We start from the raw sequence: 19,811 nt of genomic DNA, 5'->3' as shown, positions 1-19,811 counted from the left end.
GGGCTATCTGTACATGATGACCATTGGAATCGAAGGAGCGGGCGATGGCGATCGATCATTTGGACGGGGAGCTGCTGGAGCTGCTCGCCCAGGAGCCGCGGATCGGTGTCCTGGAGGCGTCCCGGCGGCTGGGGGTGGCCCGCGGGACGGTGCAGGCCCGGCTCGACCGGCTTCAGTCGAATGGAGTGATCCGGGGCTTCGGGCCGGAGGTGGATCCGGCGGCGATCGGCTATCCGGTGACCGCTTTCGCCACTCTTGAGATCAAACAGGGCCAAGGTAATGACGTACGCGCCCACTTGACGACCGTTCCCGAGGTTCTGGAGCTGCATACAACGACGGGACATGGGGACATGCTCTGCAGGCTCGTCGCTCGGTCGAACGCCGATCTACAGCGGGTGATCGACCGGGTTGTGGGCTTTGATGGGATCGTGCGGGCGTCAACGGCAATCGTCATGGAAAATCCGGTTCCGTTGCGGATCATCCCGCTGGTGAAACAGGCATCGGGAGACTGAACCGAGGAGACCGAGTGAGCTTCTGGGAGTACGTCGGCACCCGGCACGCCCAACTGCTGACGGATACGTATCAGCACGCCAGCGCGGTCTTCCAGTGCATGGTGCTCGCCACCTTGCTGGGGGTCTTCATCGCCGTCGTGACCTACCGCAGCGAGTGGGCGGGCAACCTCGCCACCACCTCGACCGCCACCATCCTGACCATCCCGTCCCTGGCCATGATCGGTCTGCTGATCCCGATCGTCGGCCTGGGCGTCCCCCCGACGGTGATCGCGCTGACCCTGTACGGGCTGCTGCCGGTGGTCCGTAACGCCATCGTCGGACTGCGCGGGGTGGACCCGGACCTGGTCGACGCGGCCACCGGCATCGGGATGTCCCGCACCGCCCGGCTCTTCCGCGTCGAACTGCCCCTGGCCTGGCCGCCCATCCTCACCGGCATCCGGGTCGCCACCCAGATGCTGATGGGCATCGCGGCCATCGCCGCCTTCGCCTCCGGCCCCGGCCTGGGAAATGAGATCTTCCGCGGGATCGCCTCGCTGGGCAGCGCCAACTCCCTCAACCAGGTGCTCTCCGGCACGCTCGGGATCGCCGTCCTCGCCCTGCTCTTCGACGCCGCGTACGTCCTGATCGGACGCCTGACCATCTCCAGGGGGATCCGTGCCTGAGACGCCCGAGACCACCAGCACCTCCGGCGCGAGCATCCGGCTGGAGAATCTGACGAAGCTCTACCAGGGCAGCCCCGCCCCCGCGGTGGACAACGTCAACATGGAGATCAAGGCCGGCGAGACCGTGATCCTCGTGGGGCCCTCCGGCTGCGGCAAGTCCACCACGCTGAAGATGATCAACCGGCTGATCGAGCCGAGCTCGGGACGGATCCGGATCGGCGACGAAGACGTCACCGACATGGATCCGGTCAAGCTGCGCCGCACGATCGGCTACGCCATCCAGGCGTCCGGCCTCTTCCCGCACATGACGGTCGCCCAGAACATCGCGCTGGTCCCGAAGATGCTGGGCTGGCGCTCCTCGCGGGTCAAGAACCGGGTCGAGGAGATGCTCGACCTCGTCGGCCTGGATCCGGCCGAGTTCCACGGCCGCTATCCGCGCCAGCTCTCCGGCGGCCAGCAGCAGCGCGTCGGGGTGGCCCGTGCGCTCGCCGCCGACCCGCCCGTCCTGCTGATGGACGAGCCGTTCGGCGCGGTCGACCCGATCACCCGCGACCACCTCCAGGACGAGCTGATCCGGCTCCAGCACGAGCTGCACAAGACCATCTGCTTCGTCACCCACGACTTCGACGAGGCCATCAAGATCGGCGACCGCATCGCGGTGCTCCGTGAACGCTCGCACATCGCCCAGTTCGACACTCCCGAGGCCATCCTCACCAACCCGTCCGACGACTTCGTCTCCGGCTTCGTGGGCGCCGGGGCGGCGCTCAAGCGGCTGAATCTGACCCGCGTACGGGACGTGGGCGTGGTCGACTTCCCCACCGCGAGCATGGACGACCCGCTGGAGTCCATCTTCGAACGGCTGCGCTCGGGCCCCCACAACGAGCTGCTGCTGCTGGACCGCAACCGGCGCCCGTACAAGTGGCTGCGCCGCGGCGATCTCTCCCGTGCCAAGGGGTCGCTGGCCCGGGCCGGCACCCTGGTGGCCGACACGGTGACCCGGGACGCGACGCTGCGCGACGCCCTGGAGGCGGTGCTCACCGACAACGCGGGCCGGGTCGCGGTCACCGGGCGGCGCGGCGAGTACCTCGGCGTGGTCGACATGGAGACGCTGATGAACAACGTCCAGGAGCTGCTGGAGGCGGATCGCCTCGAAGCCATCGAACAGCAGCACCGGCTCCACGAGCAGCGGGCCCGGCAGACCCAGCTGGCCCAGGAGGGCCTGGACGACGCGGGCGGCACCGAAGGTGGCCGAGGGAGCAGGGCATGAGCCCCCGCGACGGGAGCGACCCGCGCGCGCACGCGCGGCGCCCCAGCGACCACGAGGCGCTGGCCTTCCGCGACGGGGTGGAGATGGAGGAGCGGGAGCTGGCGGCCGGTGAGGCGCCCGTCCCGTCCGCGCCGTCCGGTGCGCGCCGGATCAGCTGGCAGAAGTGGACCTTCATGCCGGCCTTCCTGGTCCTCGCGCTGCTCGCCACCTGGCTGTGGTTCCGCGGCGCCCGGCTGGACTCCATCGCCCACCAGGCGGTGGACAACGGCAAGGTGTGGCTGGCGCTGCGGCAGCACATCCAGCTCACCGCCGTCTCCACCTTCTTCGTACTGATCATCGCGATCCCGATGGGGATCGCGCTGACCCGGGCCAGGCTGCGCCGGGCCACCCCGGTCGCGATGGCCTTCGCCAACCTCGGGCAGGCGGTACCGGCCCTGGGTCTGCTGGTCCTGCTGGTCATCTGGCTGGGCATCGGGGCCCGTTCGGCGATCGTCGGCATGGTGATCTACGCCGTGCTGCCGGTCCTCGCCAACACCATCGCCGGGCTGCGCGGGATCGATCCGACGCTGACGGAGGCGGCCCGCGGCATCGGCATGTCCCCCACCGGGGTGCTGACCAAGGTCGAACTCCCGCTGGCCGTCCCGCTGATCCTGGCCGGCGTCCGCACCGCGCTGGTGCTGAACGTCGGCACCGCGACGCTGGCCACCTTCGGCGGGGGCGGCGGCCTGGGCGACCTGATCTCGGCGGGCATCGTCACCCAGCGGATGCCCGTCCTGATCCTCGGATCGGTCCTGACCGTGGCGCTCGCCCTGCTGGTCGAATGGCTGGCCTCGCTCGCCGAACTGCTCTTGCGCCCGCGTGGTCTGGAGGTGGGGGAATGAGGATGCATCACAGGCACCCGGTTCTGCGCCGTGACCCCCCGGCCCCGCGCCGTTCCGGGCGGCGCCGGGCCACCGCTCCGGCCGCCGCACTGCTCGCCCTCGTCACCCTCGCCGTCCTCGGCGGATGCGGCCTGGTCAGCGGCAGCGCGATGTCCGACCAGGTGGTGCCCGGCCCGAAGGCCGGCTACCCGGGCCGCCCGCTCACCGGGGCGCATCTGACCGTGACCTCGAAGGAGTTCACCGAACAGATCATCCTGGGCCAGATGATGGGGCTGGTCTTCGAGGCCGCCGGCGCCCTGGTCATCGACAAGACCAGCATCCAGGGGTCGATCGGCGCACGGGAGGCCGTGAAGTCCGGCACCGCGGACGCCGCGTACGAGTACACCGGCACCGGCTGGATCACCTACCTCGGCCACACCAAGCCCATCGTCAACCCCCAGCAGCAGTGGAAGGCCGTCCGCGACGAGGACCGGAAGAACGGCATCGTCTGGCTCCCGGCGTCGACCCTGAACAACACCTATGCGCTGGCGCTGAACAGCGCCAACCAGAAGAAGCTGGGCGTCCACAACCTCTCGGAGGTCGCCGCGCTGTCCCACAAGAACCCCGGGGCCGTGACGATGTGTGTGGAGAACGAGTTCGCCACCCGCAACGACGGGCTGCCGGGGATGGCGCGCGCGTACGGCATGCAGGTGCCCTCCGCCAACATCCGCAAGATGACCGGCGGCGTCGTCTACACCGAGACCCAGAAGGGCACCTGTGCGTTCGGCGAGGTGTTCACCACCGACGGCCGGATCAAGGCCATGCATCTGCACGTCATCGCCGACGACAAGCACTTCTTCCCCAACTACAACGTGGCCCCCGAGATCAACGCCAAGGCCCTGAAGAAGTACCCGGCCATGGCCGAGGTGCTGGCCCCGGTCACCAAGGCCCTCAACAACACCGTCGCCCAGGAGCTGAACCGCAAGGTCGACGTGAACGGCGAGGACCCGCACGAGGTCGCGAAGAACTGGCTGATCCAGGAGGGGTTCATCAAGGAGGGGTGACCGGCCGGCGGGGCCCCCGGGCGGGAGCGGACAGCACGTTCTTTTCGACCTGGCGACGGGGAACGGCTCAGCGGCCGCAGCTGGGGACCTTGCCGCCGGCCTGCAGCGCCTTCAGGGCCTTCACCGCACCGTCGAGCGTGGTGACCGGGATCAGCCGCATCCCCTTCGGCAGCTCCGCCCGGGCGTCCGTGCACTCCTTGCGCGGGACGAGGAAGACCGAGGCACCGTCGCGGTGGGCGGCCTGGGTCTTCAGCGGCACCCCGCCCACCGCGCCCACCGCGCCGCCGGCGGTGATCGTGCCGGTGCCGGCGATGGTGCGCCCGCCGGTGAGGTCCTTGCCCGCGCCGGCGCCGTTCAGCTTGTCGACGACGCCGAGCGCGAACATCAGCCCGGCGCTCGGACCGCCGACGTCCGCGAGGCTCAGCTTGACCTTGATGTCCTTGGCGGACTTGCCGAGCTCCCCGAGCGCCGCGCTGGTGGCACTGTTCTGGGACTCCCGCATCTGCTGGGCGTTGTGCTCGGCGATCTCCTCGGTGTTGTTACCCACCGGGTAGACCGCCTCCCGCGGCATCACGGCCTCGTCCGTACGGAACCAGCCCTTGATCATGTCCGGCAGATGGACGGAGGCGTCCGGGCCGGTGGCCACGATCGAGGTCATCCGCAGCTGCCCGCTGGTCTTCCGGGTGGCGGCGCCGGTGATGGTGATCACCGGTTTGCCCTTGTCGTCACCGAGGACATTGGCCGTCATGCCCGGGTAGGCGATGGAGTACGGCAACGGCGCGAGGGCCGCCGTGACGAGGAGGGCGAGAACGACGGCGGTGCAGACCGCCAGAGCGCGGGCACGTGAAGACACCCCGCCACCCTAATTGACACCCGCCTCACCTGGACGTTAAGGCGCTGCGGCCTCACCACACAGCCACGCCGCCTTCACACCCCGCAGTCACGGCGGCCGGGAGGCGGGCCTGCGCACCCGCCGCCCCGTCGCCCCGCCGCCTCAGCGCAGCGCCTCGGAGACCTCCCGGGCCGCGTCGACCACCCGCGGGCCGATCCGTTCGGAGACCGTGTCGGTGAGCATCACCACGCCCACGCTCCCCTCGATGCCGCTCACCCCGAGCAGCGGGGCCGCGGCGCCGCTCGCGCCGGCCTCCAACTCCCCGTGCGTCAGGGCGAGTCCGGCATCGTGGATCCGTCCCTGCCGGGCCTTGAGGATCGCCCGGCCGGCGGCCCCCCGGTCCAGCGGATGACGGAAACCGGCCCGGTAGGCCACGTGGTAGTCGGTCCAGGTCGGCTCCACCACGGCGACGGCCAGCGCCTCCGTACCGTCGACGAGGGTGAGATGTGCGGTGGCCCCCACGTCCTCCGCGAGCGCGCGCAGCGCGGGGAGGGCGGCCTCTCTGACCAGCGGATGGACCTGGCGGCCCAGGCGCAGCACGCCCAGCCCGACCCGGGCCCGGCCGCCGAGGTCACGGCGCACCAGCGCGTGCTGCTCCAGCGTGGCCAGCAGGCGGTAGACCACGGTGCGGTTGACGCCGAGCTTGTGGGACAGCTCGGTGACGGTCAGCCCGTGGTCGGTGTCGGCGAGAAGTTTGAGGACGCGCAGTCCTCGGTCGAGTGTCTGGGAGGTCTCTGCGGTCACGACGCCCCCTCCTGGGTGAGTGGCGGCGCTCCGGCGCGACGCGCTGCGAGTTCCGAGCAGCGCGCGCGGGAGGCCGCCGGCCGCATGGCACCGGCTGCGCTCCGCGGCGGCGCTGCCACGGGGCGTGTAGGTGAGCGGGACAGTAGCGAGCCGGTCCGGTGAGCGGAAGAGTCCGTCCAGAATCCGGTCCCGCCTGCCCGGAATATCCCGATAGGTCCGTCCAGAGTGCCCCGTGGTGTTTCAGCGAGCGCCACGGCGTCCTAAAAGGCGACGCGGAAAACGGCGTGGGCCGGCGCGCCGCCACTGCGGCACACCGGCCCACGGGCCACGGGCGGACTCAGCGCATCCGCGTGGCCCACTCCCGTACCTTCTTGATCCGCTCGCTCAGCTGCCCGGCGGTGGCCTCCGCGCTCGGCGGGCCGCCGCACACCCGCCGCAGCTCGGTGTGGATCACGCCGTGCGGCTTCCCGCTCTGGTGCACATACGCGCCGACCAGCGTGTTCAGCTGCTTCCTCAGCTCCAGCAGCTCCTTGTGCGTGACCACCGGCCGCCGCTCGGCCGGCAGCTCCAGCAGGTCGGCTTCCTCATCCGGCCGCTTCTTGCTGTGCGCGATCTGCCGGGCCTGCCGCTTTTGCAGCAGCATCTGCACCTGGTCGGGCTCCAGCAGCCCGGGGATGCCGAGGTAGTCCTGCTCCTCCTCGCTGCCGGCGTGGGCCTGCATCCCGAACTCGGCACCGTCGTAGAGCACCCGGTCGAAGACCGCCTCCGACTCCAGCGCCTCGAACGAGAACTGCTCCTGCTCACCGGTGTCCTCGTCCTGCTCCTTGTTCGCCTCGTCCATCTCCTTCTCGGACTCGGCGTAGGGGTCTTCCTCCCCGTCCTTCTTCGGCTTGTCGAGGACGTGGTCGCGCTCGACCTCCATCTCGTTGGCGAAGCCGAGCAGCATCGGGACGGTGGGCAGGAAGACCGAGGCGGTCTCGCCGCGTTTGCGGGAGCGCACGAACCGGCCGACGGCCTGCGCGAAGAACAGCGGGGTCGAGATGGTGGTGGCGTACACCCCGACCGCCAGCCGCGGCACGTCGACGCCCTCGGACACCATCCGGACCGCGACCATCCAGCGGTCCTGGGAGTACGCGAAGTCGTCGATGCGCTGGGAGGCGCCGGAATCGTCGGACAGCACCAGGGTGGCGCCCTCGCCGGTGATCTCCCGGATCAGCTTGGCGTAGGCCCGCGCCTGCTCCTGGTCGGAGGCGATCACCAGCGCCCCGGCGTCCGGGATGGACTTGCGGACCTCGCTCAGCCGGCGGTCGGCGGCGCGCAGCACATTGGGCATCCACTCGCCGCGCGGATCCAGTGCGGTGCGCCAGGCCTGCGAGACCGCGTCCTTGGTCATCGGCTCGCCGAGCCGGGCGGCGATCTCGTCGCCCGCCTTCGTCCGCCAGCGCATGTTGCCGCTGTAGGAGAGGAAGATGACCGGCCGGACGACGCCGTCGCCGAGCGCGTTGCCGTAGCCGTAGGTGTAGTCGGCGGAGGAGCGCCGGATGCCGTCGTTCCCCTCCTCGTACGTCACGAACGGAATCGGGTTGGTGTCGGACCGGAAGGGCGTACCGGTCAGCGTCAGCCGCCGGGTGGCGGGCTCGAACGCCTCCAGGCACGCCTCGCCCCACGACTTCGAGTCACCGGCGTGGTGGATCTCGTCGAGGATCACCAGCGTCTTGCGCTGCTCGATGCGGTTGCGGTGCAGCATCGGCCGCACGCCCACACCGGCGTAGGTGATCGCGACGCCGTGGTACTCACGGCTCAGTGGCCCCGCGCTGTACTCGGGGTCGAGCTTGATCCCTATCCGGGCCGCCGCCTCCGCCCACTGCTTCTTCAGATGCTCGGTCGGCGCGACGACCGTCACCTGCTGCACGACGTGGTGGTGCAGCAGCCACGACGCGAGCGTGAGCGCGAACGTCGTCTTGCCGGCTCCCGGCGTCGCGACGGCGAGGAAGTCTCTCGGCTGCGTCTCGAGGTAGCGGTCCATGGCCGCCTGCTGCCAGGCGCGCAGCTTGTTCGCGGTACCCCAAGGGGCCCGTCCCGGAAAGGCTGGGGACAGGTGATGGTTATTGGTGGCGCTGGTGGTGGTAGTCACGGTCTCCGTCGGCTGAGGTCGGCGATCGGCAACCGCGTCAGCCTACCGGTGCCTCGGTTCACGCTCCGGGGGTACCGCACCGGGTCACCCCGGGGTGGGACCGAGGTCACATTTGTGTGCGGGGTGGGGCGGTTGGCGGGTGGGCCGGTGGGCGGGCGGTTCGGGCGGCGGTGGTGGGGGCGGACGGTTCGGACGGCGGTGGTGGGGGGCGGGCGGTGCGGTCGGGGGCCGGTTCCTCGCCGGCCGCGCCGTCACCCCGGCTCGGGCCGCAGCCGGCGCGCCACCCCCGCACCGGCCAGGGCCACCACCGCCATCGCCGCGAACACGGCCGCGAAGGCCGCCGGATGGCTCGCCCCGCCGGCCGCGGCGGAGGCCGTGGACCCGTCCGCCGCGATCGAGCCGCCGCCGAAGGCCACGAACAGCACGCCACTGACCCCGACGAAGGTGACGTTGCCCAGCGCGTCCGACATCTGCAGGGAAGCGGAGTTGCTGCCCGCGTCCTGGGGACGGGACAGCTTCAGCAACAGCACCCCGCCGCTGGAGATGTTCAGGCCCATGCCGAAGCCGCCGACCGTCCACGCCGCGGCGACGATCCAGGACGGCACCCCGTCGAGCAGCGCCAGCGGCACCGTCGCGATGGCCGCCGCCAGCAGCACCATGCCCAGCCCCATCAGCCGCTCCCGGTGGGGCTCCAGCCGCGGCCGGCTCTGCGCGTACGAGCCGAGCGCCCAGGTCAGCCCGCCCCCGGTGAGCGAGAGCCCGGCCAGGGTGGCGGACAGTCCGCGCTGGGCGACCAGCATCAGCGGGACGAAACTCTCGGCGGCGACCAGCGCCCCGGCGGCCAGCCCGCGTATCAGCACCACGGTCGGCAGACCGCGCGCCGCCCGGAACGTGCCGCGGGGCAGCAGCCGCACCACGGCCGGTACCAGCAGCGCCAGTCCGGCGGCCGCGGACGGCAGCGCGAGCCGGGCCGGTTGCCGGCCCGCGTACTGCAGCAGGCAGGCGCCCACCGCGACGGCCAGCGCGAGCAGACTGCGCCGGCTGCCCAGGATCTGCCGCAGCCCGTCGTCCGGGCCCGGACGGGTCCGCGGCAGCGAGCGCAGCGCGGGCAGCATCACCGCGAGCGGCAGCAGAATCAGCACGGGGATGGAGAGGAACACCCAGCGCCAGCCGAACTGTTCGGTGACGGTCCCGGCGACCAGCGGACCGACGATCACCGGCAGCACCCAGGCCGCCGAGAACGCCGCCATGATCGAGGGGCGCAGCCGCTCGGGATAGGCGCGCCCGACGACCACATACAGCGAGACCACCACCAGTCCGCTGCCGATGCCCTGCACCCCGCGGCCCACGATGAACATCCACATGCTCCGCGCGCCGCCCGCGACCAGCAGCCCGGCCCCGAACGCGGCGATCCCGGCGAACAGCGGCACGAGCGGCCCGCGCCGGTCGCTCCACTCCCCCGCGAGCGCCATCGCGAACAGACTCGCCGTGAAACAGGACGAGAAGGCGAAGGCATACAGACCGATACCGTCCAGCGCGCGGGCGGCCACCGGCATCGCGGTGTTCACGGCGATCGCCTCGAAGGCGACCAGCGAGACGACGGAGATGATGCCGAGCGTCAACGCCCGGTGGGCCCGCCCGAGAACCCCACCCGCGGACGCCTCCCCGCCGCGCGGGGCCGCATCCTGGCGGCCACGGCCGGTCGCGGTGCCGGCGGTACCGGCATCGGCGCCGGTGGCGAAGTCGTGGGGGCGGCGGTCAGCGGTCATCGGGTCAGCGTAAGAGGCATCCGGCAGTTGCGCCCCTGTCGGGGGACGGGTATCGGCCCGGTCATCGGTCCTACGCCGCGCGGCCCGCGCGGGTGGTCCCGCTCCGTCCCCTCACCACCTCACGTGGGGCAAGCTGGGGGGATGCCGCACTTCCGTACGTATGACGAGGCAGAGCTCCACTACCGCCTGCTCGGCCCGGCCGACTCGTCGCTGCCGCCCCTGGTCTGCCTGGCCGGCGGGCCCGGTCGGGACGCCGCGTATCTGGGCGACCTCGGCGGGCTGGCCGCCCACCGGCAGCTGATCATCCCGGACAGCCGTGGCACCGGCGCCTCCCCCGCCGCCGACGACCCCTCCCGCTACGCCTTCCCGCAGCTCGCCCAGGACCTCGAGGCGCTCCGCGCGCATCTGGGCCTGGAGCGCTTCGCGCTGCTCGCGCACGACGCCGGGGCCGCGGTCGCACAGGCGTACGCGGCGGGACACCCCCGGCGGCTGACCCGGCTGGTACTGGTCTGCCCCGGCTCCCGGCTGCAGGGCGAACTCCCCGAGGACGCCCGGGAGATCTTCGAGGCACGCGCCCACGAGGACTGGTGGCCGGAGGCCTCGGTGGCCGTGCAACAACTCACCGCGGCCTCCGACATGGGCGAGGTACGCGAGCTGCTGTTCGCCGCGGCACCCCTCGCCTACGGCCGGTGGGACGAGCCCCAGCGGACCCATGCCGCCACGGAGGGCGCCCAGTTGGGCCCGGTCCCGCGCGCCGGCTTCTGGCAGGGCGTCGACGAGCAGCTCCGCCTGGCCCTGCTGGCCGGGCTGCGCGAGGTGACCTGCCCGGTGCTGGTGGTCACCGGCGACCGCGACGCGGTGGCCGGCATGCGCGCGGGCGAACTCGTCGCCGAGTCCTTCCCCGACGCCCGGGTACGCCCCCTGCACGAGGTCGGCCACTACCCCTGGGTCGACGAACCCGACCTGTTCGCCCCGGTGGTGGAGGAGTTCCTGCACACGACGTGAGGCCGGGCAGCGGAAAGACGGCGGTCGGATCCCTCTGCGCGGGGCGACCTCATGAACCCCGTGTTGCCGCGCGTTACCGCGCATTGCCCCACATTGCCCCGTATGGCAGCTCCATGACACCCCGCCCCACACCCTTGCCGACCGCCCCGCCCCGCCGCCTACAGTCGGGAACACACCGCAACCCGGCCGTGTGCCCGAGTGGTTCAGGGGCTCGCCTGCAAAGCGAGTTACGTGGGTTCGAATCCCGCCACGGCCTCCATGCACCGCATGGTCGCGTGCCGCGCACGGCGACCGTGCGCGATGCCCGGGGGCGGCCCCCACCGTCGTGGGGGCCGCCCCCGGGACGTGCGTCAGCGGCCGGTGCTCAAGGGCGCGACGAAGCGGTAGATGTCGCCGGCCTCGCCCTCGTCCGTGGGACGGCGGAGTTCTACCAGTGCCAGGGGGCGGTCCACCGGCTCGCCGGTGTCCGGGTCGAAGGCTATGTGGCCGCTGATGCCGCGGACCCGGGATCTGCCGTTGGTCTGCTCCAGCATGGCCAGGACCATCCGGGCGGTGACCTCGTGGGTTCCGTAGACCACGACGGCGTTCCGGGCGGCCTTGCCGATGGTGTACGTGGCGTCATGGCCGAGCATCGCCTGGCCGCTGGCGAGGGCGGTGGTGGGGCCGCCGACCTCCTCGCGGTAGGCGTGCGCGAAGTCGGCGAACGGGCCGCTCGGGCCGTTCCCGGTGCCGCCGTAGACCTCCCTGGAGATCGCGGGGTGGGTGAAGGCGGTGTAGTAAACCGTCAGTTGGCTGTACTTCCATCGTTCGGCGAGCATCGCGAGTTCGGCGCGGTGCGCGGCGCCCCCGGTGTCGAAATAGACGCCCAGCGCGCTGGAGCCGGAGAGCACCGTCGTACGGCAGTGCCGGCCGCCCTCGCCGGCCGCCTCGATGAACCGGCGCAGTTCCCGGCCCCGGCCGGCGAAATACACCGCGTCCGGTGGCTTCGGGGCACCGCAGACCTTGTCGGCGACCAGTGACAGCGCATTGCCCGCCGTCGCCTCCTCGCCCTCCCCGGAACGGAAGGGGACGACCTCGTCGTCCACCGCCAGGCCGGTGCGCCGCGCCGCCGCGGAGAAGTCCTCGTAGAGGGAGGTGTTGTAGCTGTCCTGCTCGTTGCCGTCCCTGATCACCTGGACGCGGTAGCCGGGGTGCCGGCGCTGCTGCTCCTTGAGGTAACCGGCGGCGGCCGCGGTCTGGTCACGGTTGGGGAAGGAGACCCGGTAGAAGCCGGCCGTACGGGAACTCAGTCCGTCGGCTGCCACGGTCGCCCCGACCATCGGCAGCCCGGCGGCACGCAGCCGCCCGACGGCACCGGCCGTGCGCTCATTGCTCTGCCCGAATCCCGCCACGGCGACGAGGTGTTCCTTGTCCCGCATCGCGATGAGCTGGTCGACGACTTGCCGCCAGTGGCGGTCACCGCGGCCGGTGTTGGCGAGCAGCAGCCGGATCTTGGGGATCGTCGACCGCTCGGCGTTCAGTGCGCGCTGGGCGAGGTAGGCGCCGCTGACAGCCTGCCGGGTGGCCTCCGGCCCCCGGTCGGCGGAGCCGCCCGCCATGGCCTCGATATAGGCGATGGCGACCGATTTCTCCCCGGACTTGGCCACCTTGGCGTTCTCATCATGGATCTTGCCGCTGAGCCCGGTCATGTTCTCGAAGGCGTACGCGCCGTCCGTGACGCCCACACACTCGCCACCGGCCACCTCACGGACGCCCTCGCCGCACCGGCCCGCCGTGTCGGCGATCCGCACCACGGTTACGGCCAGGAGTGCCGCCGCCACCAGCGCCGAGACGATCCACAGCCCCCAGCGCCGCGGCGGCCTGGGCGGTTCGAAGAGACGAGTGCTCACAGCCACGGCTCCTTTCCGTACTGCTTCGTCCTCCGCAGCAGCGCCGAGGTCCAGGGCACGCTGTCGGCGTGCACCGCCAGGGTGTGGAAGCGTGCCTGGATCTCGCCGTACAGCTCGGCCACGGGGTCGCCGAGCGGATCACGGTAGGGATCACCGATGCGGTCCGTACGGGGATCGTCCGGCGGCTCGGGGCTGATCCAGACCGCCGCCAGTAACCGGGTGATGGTCCGCAGCCGCTGGTCCACGGCCCCGTCGCCGAGGTGGTCCACCAGCCGTTCGTAGCGCTCCCACAGCGGCTGTTCGAGGGCCTCGCCGGTCTCGGCGAGCGGGGCCCGCCGCAGCCGGCAGAGCTCCGTGCACCACTCCTCCGGCGGGAGCCGGTCAAAGGCATCGTCCAGATAGGCGGCCGCCACCGCGAGTTCGCCGCCCGCCAGTGCGTGGTAGGCCGCGGCCGCCTCCTCTCCCGCGGCGGCCGCCCGGTCCCGCAGGGCGGCATGCACGGCACGCCGCCCGCGGCCGCCGCGCGTCCCCTCGGCGCCGTCGGCCGCGCCCGCCGTCACCGCGTCCGGCTCCGGGAGCGCGGCGAGCCGGCGCAGCAGCAGAAGGCGCAGCAGCGGGTGGGGAGTTTCCGTGGGGCCGTCGGACTCCTCGCTGCCGGTGTCGAGATGCATGGTGCGCAGCACGTCCGCACAGAAGTCGTTGAACTCCTCCTGGACACGGGCGCCCGACTCGTCCCACAGCGCCCGGCCCGCCTGTGCCTGGGCCAGGTCGGCGGCGGCCGCCGCACGGGCCAGCGCCTGCGCCAGTTCGCCGCTCGCCTCGATCGGCAACAGCCGCTCCAGCAGGGCGTCGACGAGTTCCGAGGAGGGCCGCAGCACCTGGCGCAGCCGCGCCTCCCAGCGGGTCTCCGCCGGGCACTCCAGCAGGGCGGCCAGCAGCTGTGCGGTGCCCGCCGGGTGACCGCGGGTGAGTTCGTGCACCACCCAGCCCAGCCATTGCACGCCGTTGTCGGCGGCCGGCGCCGGCGCCCTGCGGCCTGCCGACCGCAGCACCTCCTTGGCCTGCTGTTCGACCTCGTGCCGGGCAAGGTCGCGTAACCGGCCCACCACCAGCCCCTTGACGACCCGTTCGGGGACGAACCTCTCCTCCTCCGCCGGCCACCGGCCGGGCAGGGCCCCGGGGCGCCGCGGCCCGCCGAACGCGAAGCCCTCCAGCGCCGCCGGATAGCTGCCGGCCGTGGCGAGCACCAGCAGCGGATCGGGCGCCTGGGCCTTACGCCGGGCGTCCAGCAGCGCTTTGAGGAAGTCGTTGCCCAGCGGACTGTCCACGTTGTCCAGCAGCACCAGGCACTGCGTGGTCCGCCGCTTGTCGCCGCCGCGTGAGCCGTACGCCCGCTGCAGATCGTCCAGAAAGGCGTCGAAGAGCACCGCCTCGGCCCGCTGCCGCTCGGCCTCCTCGCGGTCGCCGTAGCGCTGGTTGAGGTCGATCAGAAAGCCGTCGACGGAGCCGGCGTCACGGCTGCGGCGCTGGATGCGCGCCAGCTGCCAGCGCACCCGCAGCCGCGCCCAGTGCCGCCGCCACTCCGGCAGCAGCGGCAGCGCGGCGGTCACCGCGGTCGGGGCGCCCAGGACCGTCGCGGCGTAGGTGGCGAGCTGGTTGATCACCTCCGAGCGGCCGCTCGGCGGCCCGACCAGCGCGGCTTCCATCTGCCGTACGGCGGCGTCCCGGTCGGCTGCTTCCATCCGTGCCGCGACCGCGATGGTCAGCAGCCCGAACGCCGGAAACCGCAGCCGGGCGAAGTCCTTCTTCTTCGCGTTGAGCTGGAAGACCAGCGCGGCCAGCACGTCGATCGGCTTACGGCCCTCCTGCCCCAGCGCCGCCAGATCGAGGCGGGCCACCGGGGCCCGCCGGGCCCAGTCCGCCAGATGCCGCAGCACGGTCGTCTTGCCGCTGCCCCGCGGCCCCAGCAACAGCGTGGCAGGTAACTCCGGCCGGCTGCCCGGCCTGCGCGCCAACAAGTCCTGGACGTAGCGCTCCACGGCCCGGTCCCGCCCGGACTCCCCCGCCCACTCCTGCGGCATTCCGCTCCCCTCGGCCTCGCGCTCCCCGTAAACCCTGCGATCCCGCGATTCCCGCGCCCGCACGGCCGGGCGGCGCGCTCTCCAGCCGCCCCAGGATCCTCCAATTCCCGTGCGCTGCAAGCGCTTTGGCCCCATCAGGCCGCTTCTCCCCCTCGTTCGACGCCACCTCGCGCACGGAAATCACTCTAAGTGACCCCACTGACAATTCCTGTAACGGAGGGTCCCCGCGCAGGTCAGCGGGCCGACGCGCGTTCGGAACGTGATGCGAGCCGAGGGGGTGCGCACGCGCCGGCCGCCAGCCGTCGGCCGGCGGCCGTCAGTCCCTGCCGTGCGCCACCCCGCGGCGTGAACCGAACCGCCTTACGCGGCAGCCGACATCCACCCGCCCCCCCCGAAGAGGGGCGGGGAAAAAACCCACGGCAGGGAGAACCCGAAACCCAGATCCCACCCATAAGACGGGAGAGGGAAGGAAGGCGGAACGGCCCCGGCCGGGGCCCCCGCCCTACTGCTGCACGGCCTGTGCCACCGCCGCCTGCGGGCGGATCGGGAGGCGGCCGATGGGGCGGCCGGTGGCGGCGCGGACCGCGGAGGCAACGGCGGCCGGTGAGGTGACGACCGGTACCGCGCTGGCGGGCTTGGCGCCGAAGGGGGCCACCACGTCCCGCTCCTCGACGAGCTTGACGATGCGGATGTCCGGGGCGTCCAGGGCCGTCGGCAGGGCGTAGCCGGTCAGGTCGGGATGGCGGACCTGGCCGCGGGCGGTCCGCAGGTTCTCCATCAGGGCCGCGCCCAGCCCCTGGGTGACGCCGGCCTCGATACGGGCCCGCAGCTGGCGGGGGTTGAGCACCCGGCCCACGTCCTGGGCGACGGTCATCTCCACGACCCGGATGGTGCCCAGTTCGATATCGACATCGGCGACGCAGCGGATGGCGCAGAAGGCGATCCCCACGAACGCGTCGCCCTGGCCGCTCTCGTCCAGCGGTTCGCTCGGATGCGGCCGGCACTGGGCGGTGGCCCACAGTTCCTTGCCGTCCAGCGCCTCGGCGACGGTGGTGCTGAGCACCCCGTCGTACGAGGTGATCTTGCCGTCGTTGATCTGCAGCAGCTCGGTGGACATGCCGAACTTGTGGGCCAGCGGCTGGAGAAGCTGCGTACGGACCATCTTCGCGGCGCGCTCGACGGCACCGCCGGAGACCCAGGTGTGGCGGCCGTGGCAGGCCGGGCCGGCCGGCGGCTGGTCGGTGTCGACAGGTGCGATGTGCACCTCCTGGATGCCGAGCGTCTCCTGCACGATCTGCCGCGCCAGGGTGGAGAACCCCGAACCGGTCTCGACGGCGGCGCAGATGACGGTGGCGACCGAGCCGCTGACCTTGACGGTGGCGGTGGAGACCTCGTCGGTGCCCTCCGCGCCGAGCATGTGCACCATGCCCAGCCCGTAGCCGACGCCGCGGCGCACCGCGCCCGGCTCCCCCGCGCCCTCGGGTCCGCCCGGCAGGAGCCACTCCGCTTCGGGCGCATCCTTGGGCAGCTCGGGAAGCGGCGCTTCCTTGACGGCACGCAGGAGTTCGGCCACCGGGGCCGGGCAGGTCACCGTCTGCCCCGTGGGCAGCAGATCGCCGGTGGCCATGACGTTGCGCAGCCGGATCTCGTCGGGCTCCAGGCCCAGCCGGGCGGCCAGCTTGTCCATCTGGCCCTCGTAGGCGGCGCAGACCTGCATCGCACCCTCGCCGCGGACATGGCCGGACGGCGGGTTGTTGGTGCGCACCGCCCAGCCGTCGACGACGGCGTGCGGGACGACGTACGGGCCGCAGGAGAAGGAGACGGCGGCGGCCAGGGCGTCGGCGGAGGTGTCCGCGTAGGCGCCGGCGTCCATCAGGATCTGCGCCTCCACCTTGACCAGTGTGCCGTCGGCGTCCGCGTGGTGGCGGTAGCGCAGCAGCGTGGGGTGGCGGTGGGCGTGCGTGAGGAAGGACTCCTCGCGGGTGGCGGCCAGCTTGACGGGGCAGCCGGTGCGCAGCGCCAGCAGGCCGAGCGCGAGCGAGACGCCGGGGTCCTCGCGGTCGGCGGTGGCGCCGGGGACGCCGGTGACCACGACCTTGACCTGTTCCGGTGCGAGACCGAAGGAGGCGGCGGCCAGGTCACGGTCGGTGTGCGGGTCCGTGGAGGCGGTGTAGATCTCCACGCCGCCGTCGGGGCGCGGCACCGCGAGCCCGGCCTCGGCCCCGATGGGCGCCGGGTCCTGGCGGCCGATCCGGTAGAGCCCCTCGACCATCACCTCACCCATGGCGTCGGCGTCGCCGAAGCGGAGCGGGATGTGCCGGATGAGGTTGCCGTCGGGGTGCAGCGGCTCGGCCTCGAAGGCCAGTTGGGGGTCGGTGACCGCGTCCTGGACCTCGTACTCGACGGCGATGGCGGCGGCGGCCAGCCGGGCGGTGTCGGGGTGGTCGGCGGCCACCGCGGCGATGGGCTCGCCGTGGTGGCGGACCTCGTCCTTGGCGAACACCGGGCGGTCGGCGGTGCCGCGGCCGTGCGCCGCGTCGCCGGGGACGTCCTCGTGCGTGACGATGACGCGGACGCCCGGCATCTCCACGGCGTGCTTGGTGTCGATGGACAGGATCCGTGCGCGCGGGTGCGGGGAGCGCAGCACCGCGGCCCACAGCAGCCCTTCGGCCCACAGGTCGGCGGCGTACGGGAAGGTGCCCTCGGTCTTCGCCCCCGCGTCCGCGGACGGCAGGGAGACGCCCAGGCCGTGCGGCGGCTCCTCGGGCATCTGGACGCCCGCCGCAGGGGTCGCGGTGACGGCACTCGCGCCATCGGACGTGCCACTCATGACGAGCCTCCCGAGTGCGGATCCTGGTGGTGCGGGGCGTGGCCCGTGGGGTCGGAGGGGCCCGCCTGGTGGGGAATGCGGGCGGTGTCCGCCGGTGCGTCCCCGTCCGTCTCGTCGTCCACGGCCTCGGCGCGGGCCTTGACGACCTCCTCGACGGCGTCCAGCACACCCCGGTAGCCCGAGCAGCGGCAGAGGTTGCCGCACAGCGCCTTGCGGGTCTCCAGCTCGCTGGGGGCGTGGTTGCCCTCCAGGAGGTCGTGGACGGTCATGGCCATCCCCGGTACGCAGAAGCCGCACTGGACCGCACCGGAGGCGGCGAGCGCGCGCTGGACGTCGGAGGGCACGCCGTTCACCGCGAGCCCCTCGACGGTACGGACCTCGCTGCCGGCCGTGGTGGCGGCCGGCACCAGGCAGGACGCCACCAGCCGGCCGTCCACCTGGACCGAGCACGCCCCGCACTCGCCCTGTGAGCAGCCGTCCTTGGCGCCGGCCAGGCCGAGGCGCTCACGCAGGACGTAGAGCAGCGACTCGCCGATCCAGGCGTCGGTGACCGGCCGGTCGATGCCGTTCACCCGCAGGACGAAGGAGGCGGCAGGGTGTTCGTCGTGGGCATCGTGGGCATCGTGTTCGTCGTGGGCATCGTGTTCGTCGTGGGCGTCGGGGCCGGGGTCCGGCACCGGGGCGGGGGCCACGGCGTTGGCGTCGTCGTCGGAGGCATCGCCGGCGAGGTGCTCGCCGACGGCGGTGGGAATCCCGTCGCCGTCGGTGGTGCGGTCGTCCGTCTCGGCACCGGCGCCGGCGTCGCCGCCCTCCGCGCCCGCGTCGCCGTCGGGCTGCGGGTGCGCGCCGGGCTCGGTGTGCGCGACGGCCTCGGCGGTCTCCGGCGGGGCGTCCCGCGTCGCGCCGTCGTCCTCGGGCGCGGCGGAACCGGCCGGGTCTCCGGCGGGTGCGAACTCGGCCGGATCCCGCGGCGGTTCACCGTCGGCCTCCGGGGCCGACCATCCGCCCGTACCGGCCATGTCGGGCATGTCGGCTGCCACGTCGGGCCGTTCGGCTGCCTCCTGCCGCTGCGGCGCCGCGTCAGGCAACGGCTCCGCAGCCTCCGGGGCCGGCGGCCACTGGGCCAGCGCGTCGGCGGGCAGCGACCAGTGTCCGGTCGCCTCGCCGGCCGCGGGGTGCAGACCGCCGCCCGTCGCGTACGGGTCGCCGCCGCCGGGCAGTTCGGGCTCGGCGCCGTGGCCGGAGAGGCCGCGCTCGCGGGCGTACGGGTCGCCCGCGGGGGCGCCGTAGGTGTCGTGCGCCTCCGCGCCGTGCGCGGCGTCCGGCCCGGTGGTGAAGTTCCAGTGGCCGGTGCGGGCGGCCTCCTCCGCGTCCGCCGGGTTGGCGGCCCCGTCGTACCCGCCCGGATAGCCGCCGCCCTGGTAGCCGGTGGCACCCCCGGCCCCCTGGAGGCCCGGATGCCCCGGATGCCCCGGGTGGCCGTGGACGCCCGGATAGCCGCCGGAAAGTCCCGTGTGCCCCGTGAAGTCGTCGTCGCCGACCAGGTACTCGCCGGACTCCTCCAGCCCGTCGTCCGCCGCCGCGGGGACCGACCAGGTCCCCGTGCCGCCGGCCTCGGGGCTGCCCGCGACGGGCCAGTCCACCCGCTCGCCCCACGGCGGGGCCGCCTCGGGGGCGCCGCTGTGGTACGACGCGGAGTGGCCCTGGTGGGCCGCCTGCTCGGCAGGGGCCGGGTACCCGGCGGACGGGTCGGCGTAGCCGGCCGAGGGGTCCGCGAAGGGCATCGTCCACTGGCCGGTGGCGGCCGGGTCGTCGCCCGCGTCCGGGGCCGAGGGCCGGCCGGCGTGCGGGGTGAAGGAGGACGGCGGGGTGTAGCCGTGGCCGGGGGCGGCCAGCGGTTCGGTGCCCGGGCTGCCGTAAGCGGGCGCCCTGCCTTGGTAGATCCCGCTGGTGAAGCCCTCCGGGAGCTGCACGAAGGCCGTCGCCTCCGACTCGTACTCGCCACCCTGGGGCAGCGGCTGCCAGCCCTGGTCGGGGTGCGGCTGGTACGGATGCCGGTTGTCGGCGTCACTCATGCCGAGCCCTCACTTCGCTCGGCCTCG

Annotated in this window: 14 protein-coding genes and 1 tRNA gene; 7 read left to right on the top strand and 8 right to left on the bottom strand. The window is 72.9% G+C overall.

Going from position 1 to position 19,811, the window contains the following annotated elements; translation table 11 throughout:
* Positions 1-44 precede the first annotated feature (44 nt).
* The 5 genes from OIU81_RS22890 to OIU81_RS22870 are packed head-to-tail and all read left to right on the top strand — an operon-like array spanning position 45 to position 4,365.
* A complete protein-coding gene (locus tag OIU81_RS22890; protein WP_189102208.1) occupies positions 45-512 on the top strand; it encodes an Lrp/AsnC family transcriptional regulator in 468 nt (155 codons plus the stop codon).
* A gap of 14 nt (positions 513-526) precedes the next feature.
* Positions 527-1,174: an ABC transporter permease gene (locus OIU81_RS22885; protein WP_329150773.1), complete on the top strand. Its 648-nt coding sequence runs from the start codon at positions 527-529 to the stop codon at positions 1,172-1,174.
* Positions 1,167-2,441, top strand: a complete 1,275-nt coding sequence (locus OIU81_RS22880; protein ID WP_329150771.1) for a betaine/proline/choline family ABC transporter ATP-binding protein — start codon at positions 1,167-1,169, stop codon at positions 2,439-2,441. The genes OIU81_RS22885 and OIU81_RS22880 overlap by 8 nt, the downstream gene beginning before the upstream one ends.
* Positions 2,438-3,322: an ABC transporter permease gene (locus tag OIU81_RS22875; RefSeq protein WP_443074029.1), complete on the top strand. Its 885-nt coding sequence runs from the start codon at positions 2,438-2,440 to the stop codon at positions 3,320-3,322. Before OIU81_RS22880 ends, OIU81_RS22875 begins: the two co-directional genes overlap by 4 nt.
* A gap of 2 nt (positions 3,323-3,324) precedes the next feature.
* Positions 3,325-4,365 carry a glycine betaine ABC transporter substrate-binding protein gene (locus OIU81_RS22870; protein ID WP_329150769.1) on the top strand — a complete coding sequence of 347 codons (1,041 nt, stop codon included), beginning with the start codon at positions 3,325-3,327 and terminating at the stop codon, positions 4,363-4,365.
* A 67-nt stretch (positions 4,366-4,432) separates the two neighbouring features.
* Here OIU81_RS22870 and OIU81_RS22865 read toward each other — a convergent pair whose 3' ends face one another.
* The 4 genes from OIU81_RS22865 to OIU81_RS22850 form a co-directional block, all read right to left on the bottom strand.
* Entirely contained in the window at positions 4,433-5,218 is a 786-nt protein-coding gene (locus tag OIU81_RS22865) for a S16 family serine protease (protein WP_329150767.1), read from the bottom strand.
* 141 nt (positions 5,219-5,359) lie between these two features.
* On the bottom strand, positions 5,360-6,001 hold the full coding sequence (locus tag OIU81_RS22860; RefSeq protein WP_329150765.1) for an IclR family transcriptional regulator: 642 nt from the start codon (positions 5,999-6,001) through the stop codon (positions 5,360-5,362).
* Positions 6,002-6,338: 337 nt separating this feature from the next.
* Positions 6,339-8,135, bottom strand: a complete 1,797-nt coding sequence (locus tag OIU81_RS22855; RefSeq protein WP_329150763.1) for a DEAD/DEAH box helicase — start codon at positions 8,133-8,135, stop codon at positions 6,339-6,341.
* A gap of 251 nt (positions 8,136-8,386) precedes the next feature.
* The gene (locus OIU81_RS22850) at positions 8,387-9,904 is read right to left on the bottom strand and encodes an MFS transporter (protein ID WP_329150761.1); all 1,518 of its coding nucleotides are present in this window, start codon (positions 9,902-9,904) and stop codon (positions 8,387-8,389) included.
* 141 nt (positions 9,905-10,045) lie between these two features.
* Between OIU81_RS22850 and OIU81_RS22845 the strand changes: the two genes are divergently transcribed.
* The gene (locus tag OIU81_RS22845; protein WP_329150759.1) at positions 10,046-10,909 is read left to right on the top strand and encodes an alpha/beta fold hydrolase; all 864 of its coding nucleotides are present in this window, start codon (positions 10,046-10,048) and stop codon (positions 10,907-10,909) included.
* Between the two features lie 184 nt (positions 10,910-11,093).
* Positions 11,094-11,168: transfer RNA gene (locus OIU81_RS22840), tRNA-Cys, on the top strand.
* 91 nt (positions 11,169-11,259) lie between these two features.
* On the opposite strand, the gene OIU81_RS22835 is transcribed toward OIU81_RS22840, so the two are convergent.
* The 4 genes from OIU81_RS22835 to OIU81_RS22820 form a co-directional block, all read right to left on the bottom strand.
* A complete protein-coding gene (locus OIU81_RS22835) occupies positions 11,260-12,798 on the bottom strand; it encodes a hypothetical protein (RefSeq protein ID WP_329150757.1) in 1,539 nt (512 codons plus the stop codon).
* Complete coding sequence (locus tag OIU81_RS22830; protein ID WP_329150755.1) at positions 12,795-14,879, bottom strand: ATP-binding protein; 2,085 nt, start codon at positions 14,877-14,879, stop codon at positions 12,795-12,797. The genes OIU81_RS22835 and OIU81_RS22830 overlap by 4 nt, the downstream gene beginning before the upstream one ends.
* A gap of 502 nt (positions 14,880-15,381) precedes the next feature.
* A complete protein-coding gene (locus OIU81_RS22825; protein WP_329150753.1) occupies positions 15,382-17,709 on the bottom strand; it encodes a xanthine dehydrogenase family protein molybdopterin-binding subunit in 2,328 nt (775 codons plus the stop codon).
* Positions 17,706-19,784 carry a 2Fe-2S iron-sulfur cluster-binding protein gene (locus OIU81_RS22820; RefSeq protein WP_329150751.1) on the bottom strand — a complete coding sequence of 693 codons (2,079 nt, stop codon included), beginning with the start codon at positions 19,782-19,784 and terminating at the stop codon, positions 17,706-17,708. Before OIU81_RS22820 ends, OIU81_RS22825 begins: the two co-directional genes overlap by 4 nt.
* Positions 19,785-19,811: the final 27 nt, after the last annotated feature.

The sequence above is a fragment of the Streptomyces sp. NBC_01454 genome, assembly GCF_036227565.1.
Lineage (GTDB): Bacteria > Actinomycetota > Actinomycetes > Streptomycetales > Streptomycetaceae > Streptomyces.
The sequence above is the reverse complement of the archived record's forward strand: the minus strand, read 5'-3'. Positions and strand labels throughout refer to the sequence as shown.

Excerpts from the sequence above, each read along its gene's own strand:
- OIU81_RS22890 (WP_189102208.1), top strand. The coding sequence starts at position 45 with ATGGCGATCGATCATTTGGACGGGGAGCTGCTGGAGCTGCTCGCCCAG.
- OIU81_RS22875 (WP_443074029.1), top strand. The coding sequence starts at position 2,438 with ATGAGCCCCCGCGACGGGAGCGACCCGCGCGCGCACGCGCGGCGCCCC.
- OIU81_RS22870 (WP_329150769.1), top strand. The coding sequence starts at position 3,325 with ATGCATCACAGGCACCCGGTTCTGCGCCGTGACCCCCCGGCCCCGCGC.
- OIU81_RS22850 (WP_329150761.1), bottom strand. The coding sequence starts at position 9,904 with ATGACCGCTGACCGCCGCCCCCACGACTTCGCCACCGGCGCCGATGCC.
- OIU81_RS22845 (WP_329150759.1), top strand. The coding sequence starts at position 10,046 with ATGCCGCACTTCCGTACGTATGACGAGGCAGAGCTCCACTACCGCCTG.
- OIU81_RS22830 (WP_329150755.1), bottom strand. The coding sequence starts at position 14,879 with ATGCCGCAGGAGTGGGCGGGGGAGTCCGGGCGGGACCGGGCCGTGGAG.
- OIU81_RS22825 (WP_329150753.1), bottom strand. The coding sequence starts at position 17,709 with ATGAGTGGCACGTCCGATGGCGCGAGTGCCGTCACCGCGACCCCTGCG.
- OIU81_RS22820 (WP_329150751.1), bottom strand. The coding sequence starts at position 19,784 with ATGAGTGACGCCGACAACCGGCATCCGTACCAGCCGCACCCCGACCAG.